Genomic DNA, 19,392 nt, shown 5'->3' on the forward strand with positions numbered 1-19,392 from the left:
TCACCCATTCTATATGTCATTTACTGTCCAAAATTAACAGTAATTCTTGTTTTAAGCCTTCAAACTGAGTACCTAAGCTGCAATCGATATTTCCATATTGAGTTTCTATAATACAATCACCAGTCTTTAAAGACGAATCTTTGACTACATCAATTTTTCCAGTGACACCGAAACTGCTTAATGGATCCTCATTTGATTCCATTAACGATGCGTAATCTGTTTCTGATATTTTAACTACGACATTTTCACTGCGATCTTTGAGTTCTGATAAGCCTTTTCTTATTAAATATACAATAGATTGCTTATTTATACTAACTGCATGATCTAAAATCTTCTTTGAAATTGAAATAATTATATCTACAACTCGAGGTTCAATTTCACGAATCATTCTCTCTTTTTCTTTAAGTGCATTTTCCAATTCTAGCTTTGCCTGATGAATTAATTTTTTACTTTCTTCTGTCCCTTGACGAAAGCCTTCTTGATATCCTTGCTGTCGTCCTTCTTCTTCAATCTTCAATTTTGCAAACATGGCATCTTTTTTCGCCTGTTCTAAAATTTCTGCAGCTCTTTTCTCGGCTTCATGGATCATTCTTTGAGCATCTTGCTTGGCTTTCAAAACAATATTTTCCTTAATGATTTCTAAAGAATTATCATCTTCTTCCAATATAATGTCTTCAATTGGTTTGTCACTAATGTCAATGTGAACAATCTGTTCACGATTCAATTTAACACTAGATCCTTTGATGATATTAGACAATGATTTCGTCACCTCCACCTCTGGAAATAACGATTTCACCTACATCTTCTAATTTTCGAATGATATTAACAATTTTTTGCTGAGCATCTTCTACGTCTCTTAAACGAACAGGACCCATGTATTCCATATCTTCTTTGATCATTGTAGCAAGACGCTTGGACATATTAGCAAAAATAACATTTTGAACTTCTTCTCCAGCACCTTTTAATGCTATTGCTAAGTCATTATTATCAACTTCTCTAAGGATTCTTTGAATAGATCTGTTATCCAGAGTAATAATATCTTCAAATACAAACATTTTCTTCTTAATTTCTTCTGCCAATTCAGTATCTTCAACTTCTAATGTTTCCATGATATGCTTTTCGGTACCTCTGTCAACAGAATTGATAATCTCAACTATTGCATCTACTCCACCAACTGCAGTATAATCTTCTGTTACTAACGAAGATAGTTTTTTCTCTAATACTCTTTCAACTTCTTTTATAATATCCGGCGAAGTCCTATCCATCAAAGCAATCCTTCTTGCTACATCAGCTTGCTTCTCTTGAGGAAGAGCTGCAAGAACGGTAGCCGCCTGACTTGGTTTTAAATAAGCAAGAATTAATGCAATAGCCTGAGGATGTTCATTTTGGATAAAGTTTAATAATTGAGACGCATCTGTCTTTCGAACGAAGTCAAAAGGTCTAACCTGGAGAGAAACAGTAAGTTTGTTGAGAACCTCCAAAGCCTTTTCGCTTCCCAAAGCTTTTTCCAGAATTTGCTTGGCATAAGAAATCCCTCCTTCAGCAATATACTGCTGTGCCAAGCAAATTTGATAAAACTCTTCCAGTACTTTCTCTTTCATTTGTGCAGAAACGGTTCGAATATTTGCAATTTCTAAAGTCAGCTGCTCTATTTCCTCTTCTTTCAGATGCTTAAATATTTTTGCAGATTTTTCAGGTCCTAATGCAATAAGCAGCATGGCGGCTTTTTCTTTACCTGAATATTCCTCCCTCACAACTGCCATTTATGTTCACTCCCATTCTTCACTTAGCCAGTTGCGCAACAGACTAGCCACTGCTTCAGGTTTTTCTTCAACAAATTTGTCAATTTGCTTTCTGATTTCTGACTCTTCATTATATTCAATAGGATCAACTTCTTCTTGCTTCGTCTGTGCATTTTCAAGCATTTCTTCCACAGATAATTCAGGTTCAATTTCAGTAATCTCATGAGGTTCAGTTTTCTTAATTAATGCAAACGCAAACAATGCAATAAGGGCAAATAAAATCCCTAACATTACGTATTCACTATAAGGCCTTTTTTGAATCTCTTTATCTATAAATACAGGAACCTCATACCCGACAATCTCAAGATTATCTACACTAATTCCCGCTGCCTTTGCAACTAAGTTTTCCAATTCAGGATATTCATTATCAATGTCTATCATGGCTGCTCTTGACTTGATACGATATTTAAACTCTTCCCAGGTCTCGTTTTCCTGCAACTCGTCTTCTTTGCCTGTTCTTTCTTCTTTTTCTTTCTTCTCTTGATCGTATATCTTATCTCGCAAGACAACTACAGATACATATGATTGCTCAGGTATAATCGTTCCAACACTTTTTTCTAACTCTGTATATTTCTTGTCTAATTCATATTTAATCTCTTTTTGATCTTCTTTAGCCTGATAATTATTCTGGTCTCCCATCTCGTAAGCCGGTATCTCATTATCATTTGCTGCAAGGCCAGGTTCTTCCCCTTCGGATCCACTAGAAGTCTTTCGTGATGCAGTATTTTCATAAGATATAAGTCCGCGGTCTTCTCCTTCAATTGGAGAACTAACTAATTCTTGTTTTTCTTTGTATTGATCAAAATTCAAAACAAGGTTAGGTGTAACTCTAACATCATCAAATAATGGTCCTAATATCGATATTACTTTGCTTTCAATATTTTTTTCTGCAGCTAGTTTTCTATCCTGTTGTTCATCCATGTTTACTCCAGGACTCTCTTCATTTCCCAGATAAAGTATATTCCCCTTATTGTCTATAACTCGTACATTTTTTACATCTAAATTTTCTACACTTCCAGCAACATAATGGGCAATTCCCATAATTTGTTTATTGCTTAATGGAGTTTTTAAATCCAGCTTAACGCTGGCTCTCGCCTCTCTGGTAGAAGCTAAGAAAAAATTATCATCATCTGGAATAACCAAATGAACTTCTGCTTTATTTACTCCTTCGATTGCACCTATATCAGCTTCAAGCTCCTGCTGTTTTGCTTCTTTTAACTTTGCTTTTTTTTCTGTTTCAGTTGTCCCCATATCATTATTTAATGCATCCTCGAAGGTAAAACCATTATCAGGTATTTGCTCATTAGCCAAAGTCATTTTAGCTTTAGCATAATCCTTTTTCTTTACTTGAATTACTGTTCCTTCATCATTGGTAGTATTATATATACTTGCACCATCTAGTACCTCTTTAATCTGAGCTACTTGAGAAACTGTCAATTCTTCGTTAAACAATCGAACCATCTTTGGTCTTGTGGTAATAAATATTGCAATTCCTAAAGTTAAAACAACAAAAAAAGCTATGAGTATTAACCTGAGTTTTTGACTTTTATCAAATTTATTCCAGTATTCAGTAATCTGCTGTGATATATAGGAAATTGTCTCTTGCATTTATCCACCTCATTTCTGTGCAATTATATATAAAGTAAAAAAGCTTTTTACAGCTGTATCCTCATAATTTCATTATAAGCCTCTAATACTTTATTATGAACTTGCACAGTAAACTGAAGGGCTATGCCAGCTTTTTCTTGAGCAATGATCACATTGTGGATATTGTCGGTTTTTCCCATAGCAAAATCTAGTCCGATTTGATCTGCTTCTTTCTGCAATGTATTTGTTTGCTCAATCATTTCCATTGCAGTTTTGTAAAAATCTTCAAATACTTTTCCCTTTTTTTCTACCTGGTTTTGATTTGAACTTTCAATTTTCTTTATGGAATCAAACCAACCTATTGACCCTATTTTCATAAATATCCCCCTAATTTTTATGGATAAATTTAACGTCCAATTTCTAATGCCTTTAATGCCATATTTTTATTCGTATTCATAGCCGTCACATTTGCCTCATACGATCTATTTGCCGATATCATATTTACCATTTCCTCAATAATATTCACATTCGGCATTCTCACATATCCATTCTCATCTGCATCAGGATGTTCTGGATCATAAACCATCTTAAAATCACTGTTGTCTTCTGCTATTCTTGATACTCTTACCCCGGAACCATTGAATTGATCCATACTATTTTTAAGAATGGAATTAAAAGATGCGCTATTGCTTCTTTCTTCAAATAATACAGTTTTTCTTCTATATGGTTGTCCGTTTTCTGTCCTGGTTGTATTGATGTTAGCAATATTTTGCGAAATAATATCCATTCGAAGCCTTTGAGCTGTAAGTCCACTTGCATTTATATTCATAGAATTAAAAAAAGACATCTAAATGGCTCCCCTCTACTTAAGATTTAAAACTGTATCGATTCCTTTAAATTTCTTCGAAACTAATGAAATTAAAGTATTATATTTAATGCTGTTTTTTGCCAGTTCAGTCATTTCAACATCAATATCTACATTGTTTTCATCTAAACGTGTTTGCAAAGAACTATTATCTGTAACAATTTTAGGTTGAATGCTATTTATATTTATTTTATGCACAGATTTATTAAATGCGACAGCATCTTCTAAATATTTTTCAAATTCTACATCTTTTCTTTTATATCCTGGTGTATCTGCATTAGCGATATTATTAGAAATCGCTTCATTACGAAGCCATGAAGCATCCAAAGCCTTTTCCAAAACATTAGCATTACTGTAAAGACGATTAAAAATCATTGCTTTGCCCCCTCCTTTAATACACATATTTTACACTAATCTCAATTTAATGTAAATCATTGAATTTTTATAAAGTATTGTGTTTTTTTAGAAATCATTTTTTTATAACTTTCCATTCAATAATTATAAACTTTTTTCTAATTTAGACGACTTTTATTTTAATTATATACACTAAATAAAAAAAGGACAACAAGATTGTTTTAAATAATTAGACCTATTCCTGTTGTAATTTATGTAAACTTATTAATAGAGTATTAATATTTTTTACTAATAATTATTAAAAAAGCGGCTTTCGCCGCTTTTAATTTACTTTCTTAACTTATCTAGTTCTTCTAAAAGAACATCATTAAGTACTTTTATGTATGTTCCTTTCATACCTAAAGAACGAGATTCAATTACACCAGCGCTTTCAAACTTTCGAAGAGCATTGACAATAACAGATCTTGTAATACCAACTCGATCAGCTATTTTACTTGCCACCAGCAATCCTTCTGATCCATTGAGCTCTTCAAATATATGAAGTATTGCTTCTAATTCTGAATAAGATAAAGTACCTATAGCAGATTTCACAATTGTGGCTTTTCTAACTTCTTCCGCTGATTCTTCGCTTTGGGAACGAAGTATTTCCAATCCAACCACAGTTGCTCCATATTCTCCTAATATTAAATCTTCTGTAATATATTCTCCTGATTCTTTATATAATAGAAGAGTGCCTAATCTTTCACCACCAGCACTGATAGGAATAATAGTACTTGTATATTTCCCAATTATGTCCTTTTCAACATCTTTAATGTAAAACTCAGATAATGGTATATTTTCTTTAGTTTCTACAATATTTAAAAGCTGCTCATTAAATTGAGTATCAATAAACTTTCCTATTATTTCTTCTTCTGAACTAAATAGTGCATTAGAGGGGTTAGTATAATATACCCCCAAAAACTTACCTTTTTTACTAACAATCATCGTATTAGAAGATAAAACTTCACTTAATACTTTACATATATCATTAAATATAACTGGGTCTGAACCAGAGCGCTGCAATAAACGATTTAACTTTCTTGTCTTTTCTAATAATTCAATTGACATTTACTTTCCTCCTTAATTACTCTTTCTGATTATTATTTGTATTATTTGTCTAATATTATGTTCTCAAAATTCTTACTTTATACAATTACAAATATTTTTTTAATGGTTTCACCTCAATCTGCAATCATCAAAAAAAGAAAGCTGACATAGTCAACTTAATTGTTAAATTTTTCTAAATAATGACTTTTTTCTTTTAAATATATATTAACACTGATTCTTTAAAAAAACAATATCTTTTAATAAGCTTTAATAAAAAGTTAACTTTTTTTATTTCTTAACTATAAAATATTTTTTCTAAATTTAAACAAATTCTTCATTCATTATGTTCACTAATATGAATATATCCACATTCAGAATTGCTGCAAACTATATTCTGTGTTTTTTTCCCTTTTTCTATTAAGTAACTGTTACATTTCGGGCATTTTTCACCTGATGGTTTGTTCCAAGACATAAATTGACACTCAGGATTGTTTTCACATCCATAATATTTACGCCCTTTTTTCGTTTTTTTAATAATTACTTTACCATTACACTCAGGGCAATTCACCCCTGCTTCTTCGTATAATGGCTTAGTATTTTTGCATTCAGGAAATCCAGGACATGCAAGGAATTTACCATATCTACCATATTTGACAACCATATTCTTCCCGCAATTTTCGCAAATGACATCTGTAATTTCTTCCAAATCAATATTACCTATTTCTTGCTCTGCGATTTGCAATGATTGCTTGAAATCTGGATAAAAACTTTGAATAATTTTCCTCCAATGAATTTCTCCACTCTCAACTTCATCCAATTGCTCTTCCATTTGAGCTGTAAATTCTACATCCACAATACTCTTAAAGTAATTTTTTAAAATATCATTCACAATCTCTCCTAGCTCAGTTGGATAAAGAACTCTGTTTTCTTTTACTACATATCCCCTAGCTAAAAGAGTAGTAATCGTGGGCGCATACGTGCTAGGTCTTCCTACTCCATTTTCTTCTAAAGTTTTTACCAATGAAGCCTCAGAATACCTTGCAGGTGGCTGTGTAAAATGTTGCTTGCCCTCTAAAGTATTTAACTGTAACAAATCATTGTTTTTTATTTCAAAATCAGTGATTTCTTCTTTTTCCTGCTCTTTGTTATATACTGCAAGAAAGCCATCAAATTTAAGAGACGAACCAGAAGTTGTAAAAATATATTTTCCTGCACTTACTTTAACAGAAAATGTATCATATTTTGCTGGAGCCATTTGACTCGCAGTAAATCTCTGCCATATTAGTTCATATAACTTATACTGATCTTTCGACAAAGAATCTATGATTTCTTTTGGATGCCTGTTAATGTCTGTAGGTCTTATTGCTTCGTGAGCATCTTGAGTTTTTCCTTTTCCTTTGTATTCTGAAGGATTTAAGTTTAAATACTCTTTTCCAAAGGTATGTTCAATATACTCTTTGGCTTGCTGCTGAGCCTCCTGAGAAATCCTGACAGAATCTGTACGAACATAAGTGATAAGACCAACTGTTCCTTCACCTATTAAGTCAATGCCTTCATATAACTGTTGGGCAATTCTCATAGTTTTTTGAGTAGAAAATCCTAAGTATTTAGATGCTTCTTGCTGAAGCGTACTGGTTGTAAAAGGAGCAACAGGCTTTTTAATACGTTCTCCTCTTTTAACTTCTTCTACTTTAAATTGCTGCTTTTTGACTTCCTGAATAATTACATCTGCTTCTTCTTTAGAATTTACTTCAAGTTTTTTATCTTTTAACCCATAAAATTTTGCTTCAAATTTTTTATTTAAAGGAGTAATAAATTCTGCTTCAATACTCCAGTATTCCGTAGGAATAAAATTATCTATTTCATCCTCCCTGTCACAAATTAATCGTAATGCAACAGATTGGACTCTACCAGCACTAAGACCTTTTCGTATTTTTTTCCAAAGAAGAGGACTTATACTATATCCAACAATTCTGTCTAATACTCTTCTGGCTTGTTGGGCATCTACAAGATTCATATCGATTTTTCTTGCTTCTTTAATAGAACTTTTCACAGCATTTTTGGTTATTTCATTAAATGTTATTCTGCTAGTTTTTTTATCATCTAATTTTAAAGCATGAAATAAGTGCCAAGAAATCGCTTCTCCTTCTCGATCAGGGTCAGTCGCTAAATAAATCTTATCAGAAGTTTTCGCTTCTTTCCTTAATTTGCTGAGTAATTCACCTTTACCTCTAATCGTAATGTATTTTGGTTCAAAATTATCATCTATGTCTACACCCATTTGACTTTTAGGCAAATCCCTTACATGCCCCATAGAAGCTTCTACTTTATAAGACTTCCCCAAAAATTTTTTAATGGTTTTTGCTTTTGCTGGTGATTCTACAATCACTAAATATTTTGCCATAATACCCCTCCATTACTGATTTCGAACAAATCTTTTACCCGGCAGTTGTTGTATTAATCCTTTTAATTCCAAAAGAGTAAGTATCCCCTGAAGTTTATCTACAGGATAATGAGTTTTAACAGATAATACATCAATATGGGAAGGCTCAAAACTTATACAATCATATACTATATTTTCTTCTATTGCAAGTCTATTCGTTATTTTACCTTCATATTGCAAATTTTCATTAGCCTTATTATTGATAAAATTAGTACTAATTTCACATACTATATCTTCAATATCCGTAACAAGTTTTGCTCCTTGTTGAATAAGTTTATGAGTACCTTTACTCGTACTGCTAAAAATACTTCCAGGTACTGCAAAAACCTCTTTCCCTTGCTCTAAGGCTAAATCCGCCGTTATTAAAGCACCACTCTTTTCTCCAGCTTCTATTACAATAACACCTTGACTAAGACCACTGATTATTCTATTCCTTGTGGGAAAATAAACTGGAATAGGTCTTGTTCCAGGAGGATATTCCGAAATTAATACACCTTTTTCCTCGATTTCCTCCATTAATTGAGTATTAGATTTTGGATAACATAGATCAAGTCCGTTTGCAACTACTGCTGCTGTAAATCCTCCAGCTTCAAGTGTACTTTTATGAGCCATTGCATCAATTCCTTCTGCCAGACCGCTAATAATTCCAAAACCTTTATGAGAAAGCTCTTGTGCTAATTTTTTAGCTACTCTTCTTCCATATTCAGAACATTTTCTGGTTCCAACGATCGCCAGGAAACCTTTATCAAAGAATGGCATCTTTCCTTTAACATAAATCCCAAGAGGAGGATCAGCAATATTTTTTAGAATACTTGGATAAAGAGGGTGATCAATTGAATAATAAGATATACCCATTTGCTCTAATTCTTTAATCCATTTTTTTAGTATTTTGGGACTCTTAGAATTTTTTAATAAAGATACTTCTTCATCGGTTAATTTAAAATGATCCTTTAAAAATCCTAAGTCTTCTCTCCAAATTTCTTCAGGTGTTTTATAATAATCCAACAGTTGCTTAACTCTACTTTTTTTTAATCTCTTTATTGTTGTTATCCAAATCCAGTAAAGAGTTCGATTCATTTCTTCCTTCACGATATCACCCATTCATATTCTTTACTTATTCATATTCTCCTATTTGTATATTTTTATTCCAGCTGTATTCTTAATTTTCAAAAATATAACGATATCAATTTTACCATCATTCCCATATATTTCAACACTCATTGATCTAGTGAGTTTATTAAATGTAAAAATGTGGAATACTTCTGATGAAATTAAACTTTTGGAAGGAGATTAAAATGATTAGTAAGGTAAAAAGTTGCACTCTTTATGGTATTAACGGATACCTTGTAGACGTAGAAGTGGATTTAAGCGAGGGCCTACCAGGTTTTGATTTAGTAGGTCTTCCGGATTCCTCTATTCGTGAAGCAAAAGAGCGGGTTCGAGCTGCAATTAAAAATTCAGAATTTCTATTTCCTATAAAAAGGATTACAGTGAATTTAGCACCTGCTGATATCAGGAAAGAAGGCTCAGCCTTTGATTTACCTATTGCTGTAGGTATCTTAAGCTGCAGTCAACCTATTCCTGCAGATATTTTAAATAAAACCATGATAGTTGGAGAATTGTCCCTGGATGGAAGCGTCAAACCCGTTAATGGTATCTTGCCAATGGTATATTCAGCATCTCAGAATGGAATTACCCAATGTATTGTTCCTTACGAAAACGCTGAAGAAGGTGCTTTAGTAGAAAATATGGAAGTAATGGGTGTACGTACATTAAAAGAAGTTATACTGCATTTACAAAATGAAAAACCTCTTTTTAAAACTACAGTAGATGTGAATTCAATAATGCAAAACAGTGTGAATTCAAATTTGGATTTCTCAGATGTTAAAGGACAGGTTCATGTCAAAAGAGCTCTGGAGATTTCTGCAGCAGGCTCTCATAATATATTAATGATAGGCCCTCCGGGTTCTGGTAAAACTATGATGGCCAGAAGATTGCCTACAATTCTACCAGATTTGTCTTTTAAAGAAAGTATTGAAATCACCAAAATATATAGTGTTACAGGACTCCTTCCAAATAAAAAAGCTTTAATTAATACAAGACCTTTTCGTGCTCCTCATCATACGATCTCAAATACTGCACTTATTGGAGGCGGAAGAATTCCTAAACCCGGAGAAGTAAGCCTGTCCCATTACGGTGTGTTATTCCTGGATGAATTGCCAGAATTCAATAAAAATGTGTTGGAAGTTCTCAGACAGCCTTTAGAAGATCGTGAGGTTACAATATCAAGAATCAATGCGACCCTTACATACCCTGCCAGTTTTATGTTGGTCTGCTCAATGAATCCATGTCCTTGCGGTTATTTAGGAGACGAAGAAAAATGCCACTGTCAGCCAGATCAAATAAAAAAATATTTATCGAAAATTTCAGGGCCGCTGCTGGATAGAATAGATCTTCAAGTAGAAGCATCTCCTGTTAAATATTCCGATTTAGATATTCGGGAAAAAAGCGAATCTTCTTTAAGTATTAAAAAAAGAGTATTAAAAGCCCAAAAAATTCAACAAGAACGATATAAAGATGAGTCGATTTTCTTTAACTCGCAATTATCTGCTGCTCAAATTGAAAAATATTGTTCCCTAGGAGATACCGAAAGGAATTTACTTAAAACCGCCTTTGAAAAGTTAAATTTAAGTGCCAGAGCATACCATAGGATTTTAAAAGTAGCAAGAACCATCGCGGATTTAGATGGAGAAGAAAATATAAAATTGCATCATTTGAGTGAAGCCATACAATACAGAAGTTTGGACAGAAAATATTGGGCATAAAAAGAGCTTACAAATGATTTGTAAGCTCTTAGTTATAAACCTATCAATTTTTTATTTTTTTCTTATTGGGAAGCAAACTTCTGTAATAAATTCTTTTGGAGAACATCCTGATTCCGCACCTTTTATATACTTCTCAAAAGGTGGCTGTATAATTTCATAATCATTATCCTTTATCCAATCTGTCAGATATGCATATGCTTCTCCTATTTCAGAATATGGGCCAACATAAGTTGTATGAACATAAGTGAATCCTCCAAAGTCTTTAGTTAGGTTTTGTATGGTTTTATTTACCGGAATACATATTTCTATATCTGCACTCTCAGGATCAAAATTTTCATCATAATATTTTGTCATAACCTGTGCTGCAGACTCTAATCCATTCTCATGAATGGTTTGAAATGCTTTTCCTATTACACTTCCTATCTCTTCCATATTGATTGTTTTTCTTATACTAACAACACTAATTACTTTCTGTTCATCAATCTTTATTTCAAAATTACGTTTTGATGGCATAATATCTCCTCCATTTTTCAATCTTTTTATTTCGTCTTCAATGTCCTGTAATAAAAATTTGTAAAGAGCTATTTGTGTATTAATATTTTTAACTTTTTCATTGAGCAACTTAATTAATTGTGTTCTATTGTCATTGCTGTTATGAATAAGATTACTTATTTCCTGTAGGGAAAATTGATATCTTTTCAATTTATTAATGAGCAAAATTATTTGAACCTGATCTTTTGTATAAAATCTATATCCGTTATCAGGGTTTACATAGTTAGGTTTTAATAAACCTATTTTGTCATAATGTCTAAGCATCTTAGTTGAGACTTTTCCAATATTGGAGAATTCTCCGATTGTATACATATATAAACCTCCAATTAATTAATAACAGTTAACTGTTAATATCATTATAAAGCTTCCCATAATGTCAAAGTCAACAACAAAAACTTAATTTTTTCAACGCATATAACTGGCTTAAAATTCTATACTTAAAATACAATAAGCATCCTGTATGCGCTTGATCTTGAATAATTTGAGATAAAAAATTGGATATAATTAAAAGAGCTTACGTACTATATGTAATAATGTAAGCTCTTTTAAACTATGAGTTGAAAATATTTATATACTATGCTTTACTCTGTCTCTTTCTTCTGCTCTTTTACTATCATTCCATCTACTTAAATCTCCTACCAGATAGCCTGTAATACGACGTATTCTTTCAAAATAAACACCATCTTCTCCATCTTTACGTCCGCACTTAGGACATTCATTATCAAGTATACCAGTATAACCACATATAGGATCACGATCTACCGGATGATTTATAGAACCGTAGCCTATACCTGATTCAGCCATAGCTCTGACGATCGTTTCAAATGCTTCCAAATTCTTTAGAGGATCACCATCTAACTCAACATACGTAATATGGCCTCCATTACATAATTCATGGTAAGGAGCTTCTAATCTGATTTTGTCAAATGCAGATATTGGATAGTATACGGGAATATGAAAAGAATTGGTATAGTATTCTCTATCGGTTATGCCTTCTATGATACCGAAACGCTTTTTGTCAATGGCAGTAAATCTTCCAGACAATCCTTCTGCAGGAGAGGCAATCAAAGAAAAATTAAGTCCATATTCTTCACAAGCTTCATCCATACGTTTTCTCATATGTTCAACTATTTCTAACCCCAATTCTTGTGCTTCTTCGGATTCTCCATGATGTTTGCCGATAAGCGCTTTCAATGCCTCAGCCAATCCAATAAATCCCATTGTTAAAGTACCATGTTTAATAACTTCCCTAATCTCATCATTCCTTCCAAGTTTTTCAGAATCGATCCATATTTTTTGTCCCATTAAAAATGGAAAGTTTTTAACTTTTTTCTTTGCTTGGATTTCAAATCTCTCTAATAATTGTGTTATTACTAAATCGATGGTTTCATCCAGTTTTTGAAAAAAGACCTCCACATTTCCCTTCGATGTAATTGCGATATAAGGTAGATTCACAGATGTAAAACTTAAATTCCCTCTTCCATAAGTAATCTCTTTACTGGGGTCATAGTGATTAGCGATCACTCTGGTTCTGCAACCCATATACGCTACTTCTCCCTCAGTACCATATTTATCATAGTAAATTTTATTAAAAGGTGCATCTAAAAAACTAAAATTAGGGAAAAGTCGTTTAGCGCTAACTCTACAAGCCAATTTAAATAAATCATAATTAGGATCTCCTTTTTCAAATGAAATTCCTTTTTTTACCTTGAAAATGGATATGGGGAATATTGGAGTTTCGCCATTTCCAAGTCCTCTTTCGGTTGCCAATAAAAAGTTTTTAGAAACCATCCTGCCTTCCGGTGACGTATCCGTTCCAAAATTTATACTGCTGAAAGGAACTTGCGCTCCTGCCCTTGAATGCATTGTGTTAAGGTTATGAATAAAACCTTCCATTGCCTGAAATGTTTTTTCATCTACTTCCTTTGCTGCATGCTTTGAAGCAAAATTTTGTGCTTTTCTTATTATTTGAATATCATCTATATTTAACAGATTTTTAAGTATTTCTAATTCTGTATCTAAATATTCAGTGTTCATCTCCAATTGAGGTTTTAAACCTGTTTTCATAATGGTTTCATCTATACCTTTATTAGCTATTTCTTTGGCTTCTTCAGCAGAAAGGTCTAGTAAAAATTCCAGGGATTTCCCCAGGTTAGATTTATATAGTTTTATATATGTTTTTGCCACCCCAGGAGCTAATCCATAGTCGAAATTAGGAATGGACTGCCCTCCGTGCATATCATTTTGATTACTTTGAATAGCAATTGCAGCAAGAGCTGCGTAACTGAATATATCCTGTGGTTCTCTTAAGTAACCATGCCCTGTTGAAAAACCATCTTTAAATAATTTGATAATATCTATTTGACAGCATGTTAGTGTCAAAGTTAGAAAATCCAAATCATGTATATGTATTTTCCCTTCTTGATGAGCTTTTGAATGTTCAGGATTTAAAACATGAAGATGATAAAATTCTTTAGCACCTTCTGACCCATATTTAAGCATAGCTCCCATAGCCGTATTTCCGTCTACATTTGCATTTTCTCTCATCAGGTCATTTTCTTCAGCTTCTGCATATGTAATTCCATGGTATGTTTTCATCAGTCTTGTTTGACTTTCCCTGATTTTTGTTCTGGCTGCTCTGTACAAAATATATGATTTTGCGGTTTTGGCATGACCTTTCTCAATTAAAATTTTTTCTACACAGTCTTGTATCATTTCAACGTCTGGAAGTTCATTTTCAGGTAAAATACGGATCAGATATTCAAGAACATCATTACTTAATTGCTTTGCTGTTTCGTAATCATGACCTCCAACGGACATGGCTGCTTTATAAATAGCTCTTGCAATCTTTTCTTGATTAAATTCTACAATTCTTCCATCGCGTTTTTTAATTTGCATTAGCACTCTAAAAATCCCCCTATTTATTTTTTTCCTGTAATAGCTTGGTTAACTCTTCCATAAAAGTGTTGATGTCTTTAAATTGTCTATATACAGAAGCAAATCTGACATAAGCAACTTCATCGATCTCTTTTAATTTTTTCATAACTAATTCACCAATCTCTGTACTGTTTACTTCTTTTTGAAGTGTATTGGATATCATATTCTCAATATCATCTACAATACTTTCCATCTGATGAAGAGGAATCGTTCTCTTGTTACATGACTTTACAATTCCATTTAAAATTTTGTTACGATCAAATAACTCTCTTGTTCCATCTCTCTTAATGACCATAATTGGAATTGTCTCTATTTTTTCATAAGTAGTAAAACGTTTCTCACAATTTTCACATTGCCTTCTTCTCCGAATAGAATTATTTTCTTCTGCCGGCCTGGAATCGATTACTTTGGTGTCTTCACAATTACAAAATGGACACCTCATTTTGTCGCCTCCTTCAAAATCATATTTAAATCCTATACCAGGATCATTCTTTTATAATTAAACTTTTACACAAAAAATAAAACAATATTTTGTGTATATTAAAGTATAATCCACAAAATATTGTTGGTCAATATTTTTCATAGTATTAAGCTAGTTATTTTTTACTACCTTTTTCCATCGTTTTTAATATTCCGATTCAACTAAAACATCATCACCTGTAACATCAACTAAAATGATATCTTCACCAATTTTTCTTATTTTGCTCCACGGAATTTGATATTCCATATCTTTTCCAAAAAACCCCAAGAGTTTTCCGGGCCCAGGTACAATAATTTTTTTAATTCGCCCTTCATTTAAGTCAATTTCTATATCACATATATATCCCAATCGGCAACCATCTATAGTACTGATTACTTCTTTTTGCTTCATATCATAAATTCTAACCAAATCCAATACCCCCTAAAAATACTATATTACATTATATTCAAAAGATTATTCTGAATAACTCTACAAAACAATAGAACGCATTAAGACGATGATCTGTCATCTTATATGCGTTCTTGACTGAATATAAGTGCATTATATATATTTTCTCATATGTTTAAGTGCAGTTTTTTCTAATCTTGAAACTTGAGCCTGAGATATTCCAATTTCCTCAGCAACTTCCATTTGAGTTTTCCCTTCAAAAAAGCGTAGCGACAGGATATGTTTTTCTCTTTCATTAAGTTTCTTCATAGCTTCATTAAGAGCAATATTTTCAAGCCACATTTCATCTTGATTCTTATTATCACTGACTTGATCCATAATATATAAAGCATCACCGCCATCATGATAAACGGGTTCAAATAAGGAAATAGGATCCTGTATTGCGTCCAGTGCAAATACAACATCCTCTTTTGGAATTCCTAATTCTTCAGCTATTTCACTAATTGTAGGTTCTTTGGAATTTTGATTCATTAATTTTTCTTTTACCTGCAATGCTTTATATGCCGTATCACGGAGAGATCGACTTACTCTTATAGAATTATTATCTCTTAGATATCTTCTGATCTCTCCTATAATCATTGGTACTGCATAAGTTGAAAATCGAACATTTTGTGTGACATCAAAATTATCTATTGCTTTAATTAATCCTATACAACCCACTTGAAATAAATCATCCACATGTTCTCCACGATTATTGAATCTTTGTATAACACTTAATACTAATCTTAAATTACCTTTAATATATGATTCCCTGGCTTCCTGATCTCCTTCTAATATCCTCTTAAACAATTCTTCTTTTTCTTCATTACTAAGAACAGGCAGTTTTGAAGTATTTACACCACAGATTTCTACTTTGTTAATTGCCATACCGTTCCCTCCAGTATAGTTAAAATTCTACCTACTAAAAATGATTGCCAGAGAGAACTAAATTATACATTTGGTTGAATTTGGCTTAATGCATTCTATTTATTTCCTTTCTCAATCTATATATAATTTTTTTCTCTAACCTTGATATATATGACTGTGAAATCCCTAATAAATCTGCAACCTCTTTTTGTGTTTTTTCCTTGCCTTCTGCCGTAAGGCCAAATCTCAGTTCTACAATCTCTTTTTCACGGTTCGAAAGCTTATCCATTGCTTTATTTAATAAATCACGATCAACTTCATCTTCAATACTTCTATATATAATATCTGGATCTGTACCTAATATATCCGACAATAATAATTCATTGCCATCCCAATCTACATTAAGGGGTTCATCTATGGAAATCTCTGTCTTTAATTTATTCGTTCTTCGCAAATACATAAGAATTTCATTTTCAATACATCGTGATGCATAGGTTGCCAATTTAATTTTTTTATCTGGTTTAAAAGTATTAATTGCCTTTATAAGTCCTATAGTTCCAATAGATATAAGATCTTCCACACCTATTCCTGTGTTCTCAAATTTTCTCGCTATGTAAACAACCAGTCTTAGATTCCTTTCAATTAAAACTGATTTTACATATAAGTCCTGTTCTCCTCCCAATTGATTAATAAGAGAATCTTCTTCTTCTTTGTTTAAAGGTGGAGGGAGAATTTCGCTGCCTCCAATGTAATATATGAAATCTTCTTCTATTAAATTTAAGGCTTTTAATAATCTATTCCAATAAAAATAAAGTCTAAATTTAAGTTTATAAATCACTTTCACGTTATTTCCCCCTATCAATTACATTTATGCGATGTTATGAAATATATCTGGATGAAGCAATGCTTGATACCTATTGTCTTTTGAAAGTCTTTGATTGTATATTCCTATAACTACATCTTTTAATACTGTAGAAGTATTATCATGTTCTATAACTTCAACTTGATCCGGTCTAAAGCCCACAAGCATACCATTAGGCATGCCTAAGCTTGAAAAAGGAATCATTCTTAACTTAGCCTTGATAGGAGTTTGAATTATGGATTGGGTAAGTAGACTTAAATCATTCTCTTTATTATCATAAAACAATTTTTGAATGGATTCAGGTAAAAATGCTTTAACTGAAGAAAATTCTACAACAATAACGGGGCTTTGACTAAAAGGATCATATAGTGCATTTCCCGTATCGAGAAGCGCACTGGCATCAATTTGCTGTCCGTTAAAGGAAATCTTGATGCGATATAAGGTCCCTTCTTTCGTAGTATATTTACGAATCCAAGACCATATCGTTTTTATAAAGAAATACGATAAAACACAAGAAACAAATAATAACACTATAGGAAAGTTCTCTATTTTAAATTGGAAAGCATCCTGAATAACCTTTCCGATATTTAAGTAATAGAATAGTGCAATCCCAGCTCCTCCAAGGGCAAAAGCTGTTCCATGAAATAGGATAAAAAGTTTAATTAAATTTTTTAAAGATTGGGGTTTATAGGTGATCATTAAAGGAATCATAGGCAATCCTATTATGCCTATTAAGTTATATGTTGTTCTAAATATAGGAATAAAGATCATCAGGCAATAAAAAAGTGCGCCTAAAAAAGCTCCTAAAAGAAGTCTTTTAAAAGATACTTTTTTCTTAATGATTTTGCTTACGATCCATAAAATAAAATAATCCATTACAAGATTAAGAAAGAATACAACATCCGCATATATTTCTATTTGAAATGGTCGTTCCATGGTTATACTTCCCCCATTTATAATACTACTATTCATTTATATTCTTTCTATGATGTACATATAACTATTATACATAATAATCGTACCATTTTTTGTAAAATCGTCTGATTGCATAAAAAAAAGATATAACACAAAGTTATACCTTTTATGCAATACAAATACATATTAATTAATCATAGTGAATTGTCCCATTTTATGCGATAAACATTCTATATTATCTTCTTCTTCTTTGCAAAAAGATAGGAATATCAATAAAACTAGGTTCGTCAACTTTTTCCGAAGAAATAGGTGGATTTGTAATAATTTCTTTTTGAGGCTGTACGATCGTTTCTTCTTTTTTAGGAGTAGGTGTTTTAATCGTACTTCCAATCGTACTTCCAAAATTGCTTTCAAAACCAGTAGCAATTACTGTTACAATCACTTCGTCTCCTAAATCATCATTAATAGTTGTTCCAAAAATAATCTCTGCCTCAGGGTCAACAGCTTCACGAATAAGGTTAGCTGCTTCATTTGCTTCAAGCAAACCAAGATTGGATCCCCCACTAATGTTGATTAATACACCTTTTGCACCATCAATGCTGGTATCTAATAATGGGCTATGGATGGCTGCTTTGGCAGCTACTTCCGTTTTGTTTTCGCCAGAAGCTCGTCCAATTCCCATATGTGCTATTCCCTTATTAGACATAATAGTTCTTACGTCTGCAAAATCCAGATTAATAATACCAGGATTGGAAATTAAGTCAGAAATCCCCTGGACCCCTTGACGTAAAACTTCATCAGCCTTTTTAAACGCTTCAATAATAGTTGTCTTTTTATCAATAATATGCAATATCTTATCATTAGGAATAATAATTAAAGTATCAACGTTTTGCTTTAATTCTGCAATACCTTTTTCTGCATTCAACATTCTTTTACGGCCTTCAAAGCCAAAAGGCTTTGTAACAACACCTACTGTTAAGATTCCTTCTTGTTTTGCAATACCTGCTATCACAGGGGCCGCTCCAGTACCAGTTCCTCCACCCATACCAGCTGTAACAAATACCATATCAGCACCTTTTATCGCTTCAATAATTTCTTCACGACTCTCCTCTGCAGATTTGGTACCGATCTCTGGATTTGCACCTGCACCTAATCCTCGGGTTATTTTTTCACCAATTTGAATTTTTACCGTAGCTTTTGAACGACTTAATGCCTGCCGATCGGTATTTACAGTAATAAATTCTACACCCTTTAAGTCCTCTTCTATCATTCGATCAACGGCATTATTCCCTCCACCGCCTACGCCAATTACTTTTATTTGTGCCACATGGTCCTGATTCATGTCAAATTCCAGCACAGCTAATCCCCCTTCGCTAAACATTCCATAATG

Annotated in this window: 18 protein-coding genes; 1 reads left to right on the forward strand and 17 read right to left on the reverse strand. The window is 32.5% G+C overall.

All coding sequences use genetic code 11. The features are described from left to right. Nucleotides 1-16: 16 nt before the first annotated feature. The 9 genes from JOD07_RS04750 to dprA form a co-directional block, all read right to left on the reverse strand. Nucleotides 17-757, reverse strand: coding sequence for a FliH/SctL family protein (locus JOD07_RS04750; RefSeq protein WP_204612554.1), 741 nt, complete (start codon nt 755-757; stop codon nt 17-19). Beyond that, on the reverse strand, nt 750-1,763 hold the full coding sequence (gene fliG / locus JOD07_RS04755; protein WP_158738951.1) for a flagellar motor switch protein FliG: 1,014 nt from the start codon (nt 1,761-1,763) through the stop codon (nt 750-752). The genes JOD07_RS04750 and fliG overlap by 8 nt, the downstream gene beginning before the upstream one ends. 6 nt (nt 1,764-1,769) lie before the next feature. Then, nucleotides 1,770-3,410, reverse strand: coding sequence for a flagellar basal-body MS-ring/collar protein FliF (fliF, locus tag JOD07_RS04760; RefSeq protein ID WP_204612556.1), 1,641 nt, complete (start codon nt 3,408-3,410; stop codon nt 1,770-1,772). A 47-nt stretch (nt 3,411-3,457) separates the two neighbouring features. After that, nucleotides 3,458-3,766 (reverse strand): flagellar hook-basal body complex protein FliE, encoded by a 309-nt coding sequence (gene fliE, locus JOD07_RS04765; RefSeq protein ID WP_158738949.1) that lies wholly within the window; start codon nt 3,764-3,766, stop codon nt 3,458-3,460. A 29-nt stretch (nt 3,767-3,795) separates the two neighbouring features. Then, entirely contained in the window at nt 3,796-4,236 is a 441-nt protein-coding gene (gene flgC / locus JOD07_RS04770; protein WP_158738948.1) for a flagellar basal body rod protein FlgC, read from the reverse strand. 15 nt (nt 4,237-4,251) lie between these two features. Beyond that, on the reverse strand, nt 4,252-4,629 hold the full coding sequence (flgB, locus tag JOD07_RS04775) for a flagellar basal body rod protein FlgB (protein ID WP_180322420.1): 378 nt from the start codon (nt 4,627-4,629) through the stop codon (nt 4,252-4,254). A gap of 306 nt (nt 4,630-4,935) precedes the next feature. Continuing rightward, the gene (codY, locus tag JOD07_RS04780; protein WP_158738947.1) at nt 4,936-5,715 is read right to left on the reverse strand and encodes a GTP-sensing pleiotropic transcriptional regulator CodY; all 780 of its coding nucleotides are present in this window, start codon (nt 5,713-5,715) and stop codon (nt 4,936-4,938) included. Between the two features lie 313 nt (nt 5,716-6,028). After that, complete coding sequence (topA, locus tag JOD07_RS04785) at nt 6,029-8,098, reverse strand: type I DNA topoisomerase (RefSeq protein ID WP_204612558.1); 2,070 nt, start codon at nt 8,096-8,098, stop codon at nt 6,029-6,031. 12 nt (nt 8,099-8,110) lie between these two features. Next, a complete protein-coding gene (gene dprA, locus JOD07_RS04790) occupies nt 8,111-9,238 on the reverse strand; it encodes a DNA-processing protein DprA (protein ID WP_158738945.1) in 1,128 nt (375 codons plus the stop codon). A 194-nt stretch (nt 9,239-9,432) separates the two neighbouring features. Between dprA and JOD07_RS04795 the strand changes: the two genes are divergently transcribed. Then, the gene (locus JOD07_RS04795) at nt 9,433-10,962 is read left to right on the forward strand and encodes a YifB family Mg chelatase-like AAA ATPase (protein WP_158738944.1); all 1,530 of its coding nucleotides are present in this window, start codon (nt 9,433-9,435) and stop codon (nt 10,960-10,962) included. A gap of 51 nt (nt 10,963-11,013) precedes the next feature. Here the strand turns inward: JOD07_RS04795 and JOD07_RS04800 are convergent, their stop codons facing one another. From JOD07_RS04800 to ftsZ, 8 genes are all read right to left on the reverse strand, one after another. Beyond that, the gene (locus JOD07_RS04800) at nt 11,014-11,826 is read right to left on the reverse strand and encodes a MerR family transcriptional regulator (protein ID WP_204612560.1); all 813 of its coding nucleotides are present in this window, start codon (nt 11,824-11,826) and stop codon (nt 11,014-11,016) included. Between the two features lie 255 nt (nt 11,827-12,081). Then, entirely contained in the window at nt 12,082-14,412 is a 2,331-nt protein-coding gene (locus tag JOD07_RS04805) for an anaerobic ribonucleoside triphosphate reductase (RefSeq protein WP_207756826.1), read from the reverse strand. A gap of 19 nt (nt 14,413-14,431) precedes the next feature. Then, the gene (gene nrdR / locus JOD07_RS04810; RefSeq protein ID WP_158738941.1) at nt 14,432-14,893 is read right to left on the reverse strand and encodes a transcriptional regulator NrdR; all 462 of its coding nucleotides are present in this window, start codon (nt 14,891-14,893) and stop codon (nt 14,432-14,434) included. 183 nt (nt 14,894-15,076) lie between these two features. Then, nucleotides 15,077-15,340, reverse strand: a complete 264-nt coding sequence (locus tag JOD07_RS04815) for a YlmC/YmxH family sporulation protein (RefSeq protein WP_158738940.1) — start codon at nt 15,338-15,340, stop codon at nt 15,077-15,079. 132 nt (nt 15,341-15,472) lie between these two features. Beyond that, entirely contained in the window at nt 15,473-16,246 is a 774-nt protein-coding gene (gene sigG / locus JOD07_RS04820; protein WP_158738939.1) for an RNA polymerase sporulation sigma factor SigG, read from the reverse strand. Between the two features lie 85 nt (nt 16,247-16,331). Then, nucleotides 16,332-17,069: an RNA polymerase sporulation sigma factor SigE gene (sigE, locus tag JOD07_RS04825; RefSeq protein ID WP_158738938.1), complete on the reverse strand. Its 738-nt coding sequence runs from the start codon at nt 17,067-17,069 to the stop codon at nt 16,332-16,334. Nucleotides 17,070-17,093: 24 nt separating this feature from the next. Further along, complete coding sequence (spoIIGA, locus tag JOD07_RS04830) at nt 17,094-18,023, reverse strand: sigma-E processing peptidase SpoIIGA (protein WP_158738937.1); 930 nt, start codon at nt 18,021-18,023, stop codon at nt 17,094-17,096. Between the two features lie 214 nt (nt 18,024-18,237). Continuing rightward, complete coding sequence (gene ftsZ, locus JOD07_RS04835) at nt 18,238-19,359, reverse strand: cell division protein FtsZ (protein WP_204612562.1); 1,122 nt, start codon at nt 19,357-19,359, stop codon at nt 18,238-18,240. Nucleotides 19,360-19,392: the final 33 nt, after the last annotated feature.

The sequence above is a fragment of the Defluviitalea raffinosedens genome (assembly GCF_016908775.1).
Taxonomy (GTDB): domain Bacteria; phylum Bacillota; class Clostridia; order Lachnospirales; family Defluviitaleaceae; genus Defluviitalea; species Defluviitalea raffinosedens.

Excerpts from the sequence above, each read along its gene's own strand:
- fliG (WP_158738951.1), bottom strand. The coding sequence starts at position 1,763 with ATGGCAGTTGTGAGGGAGGAATATTCAGGTAAAGAAAAAGCCGCCATG.
- fliF (WP_204612556.1), bottom strand. The coding sequence starts at position 3,410 with ATGCAAGAGACAATTTCCTATATATCACAGCAGATTACTGAATACTGG.
- fliE (WP_158738949.1), bottom strand. The coding sequence starts at position 3,766 with ATGAAAATAGGGTCAATAGGTTGGTTTGATTCCATAAAGAAAATTGAA.
- flgC (WP_158738948.1), bottom strand. The coding sequence starts at position 4,236 with ATGTCTTTTTTTAATTCTATGAATATAAATGCAAGTGGACTTACAGCT.
- flgB (WP_180322420.1), bottom strand. The coding sequence starts at position 4,629 with ATGATTTTTAATCGTCTTTACAGTAATGCTAATGTTTTGGAAAAGGCT.
- codY (WP_158738947.1), bottom strand. The coding sequence starts at position 5,715 with ATGTCAATTGAATTATTAGAAAAGACAAGAAAGTTAAATCGTTTATTG.
- topA (WP_204612558.1), bottom strand. The coding sequence starts at position 8,098 with ATGGCAAAATATTTAGTGATTGTAGAATCACCAGCAAAAGCAAAAACC.
- dprA (WP_158738945.1), bottom strand. The coding sequence starts at position 9,238 with ATGGGTGATATCGTGAAGGAAGAAATGAATCGAACTCTTTACTGGATT.
- JOD07_RS04795 (WP_158738944.1), top strand. The coding sequence starts at position 9,433 with ATGATTAGTAAGGTAAAAAGTTGCACTCTTTATGGTATTAACGGATAC.
- JOD07_RS04800 (WP_204612560.1), bottom strand. The coding sequence starts at position 11,826 with ATGTATACAATCGGAGAATTCTCCAATATTGGAAAAGTCTCAACTAAG.
- JOD07_RS04805 (WP_207756826.1), bottom strand. The coding sequence starts at position 14,412 with ATGCAAATTAAAAAACGCGATGGAAGAATTGTAGAATTTAATCAAGAA.
- nrdR (WP_158738941.1), bottom strand. The coding sequence starts at position 14,893 with ATGAGGTGTCCATTTTGTAATTGTGAAGACACCAAAGTAATCGATTCC.
- sigG (WP_158738939.1), bottom strand. The coding sequence starts at position 16,246 with ATGGCAATTAACAAAGTAGAAATCTGTGGTGTAAATACTTCAAAACTG.
- spoIIGA (WP_158738937.1), bottom strand. The coding sequence starts at position 18,023 with ATGGAACGACCATTTCAAATAGAAATATATGCGGATGTTGTATTCTTT.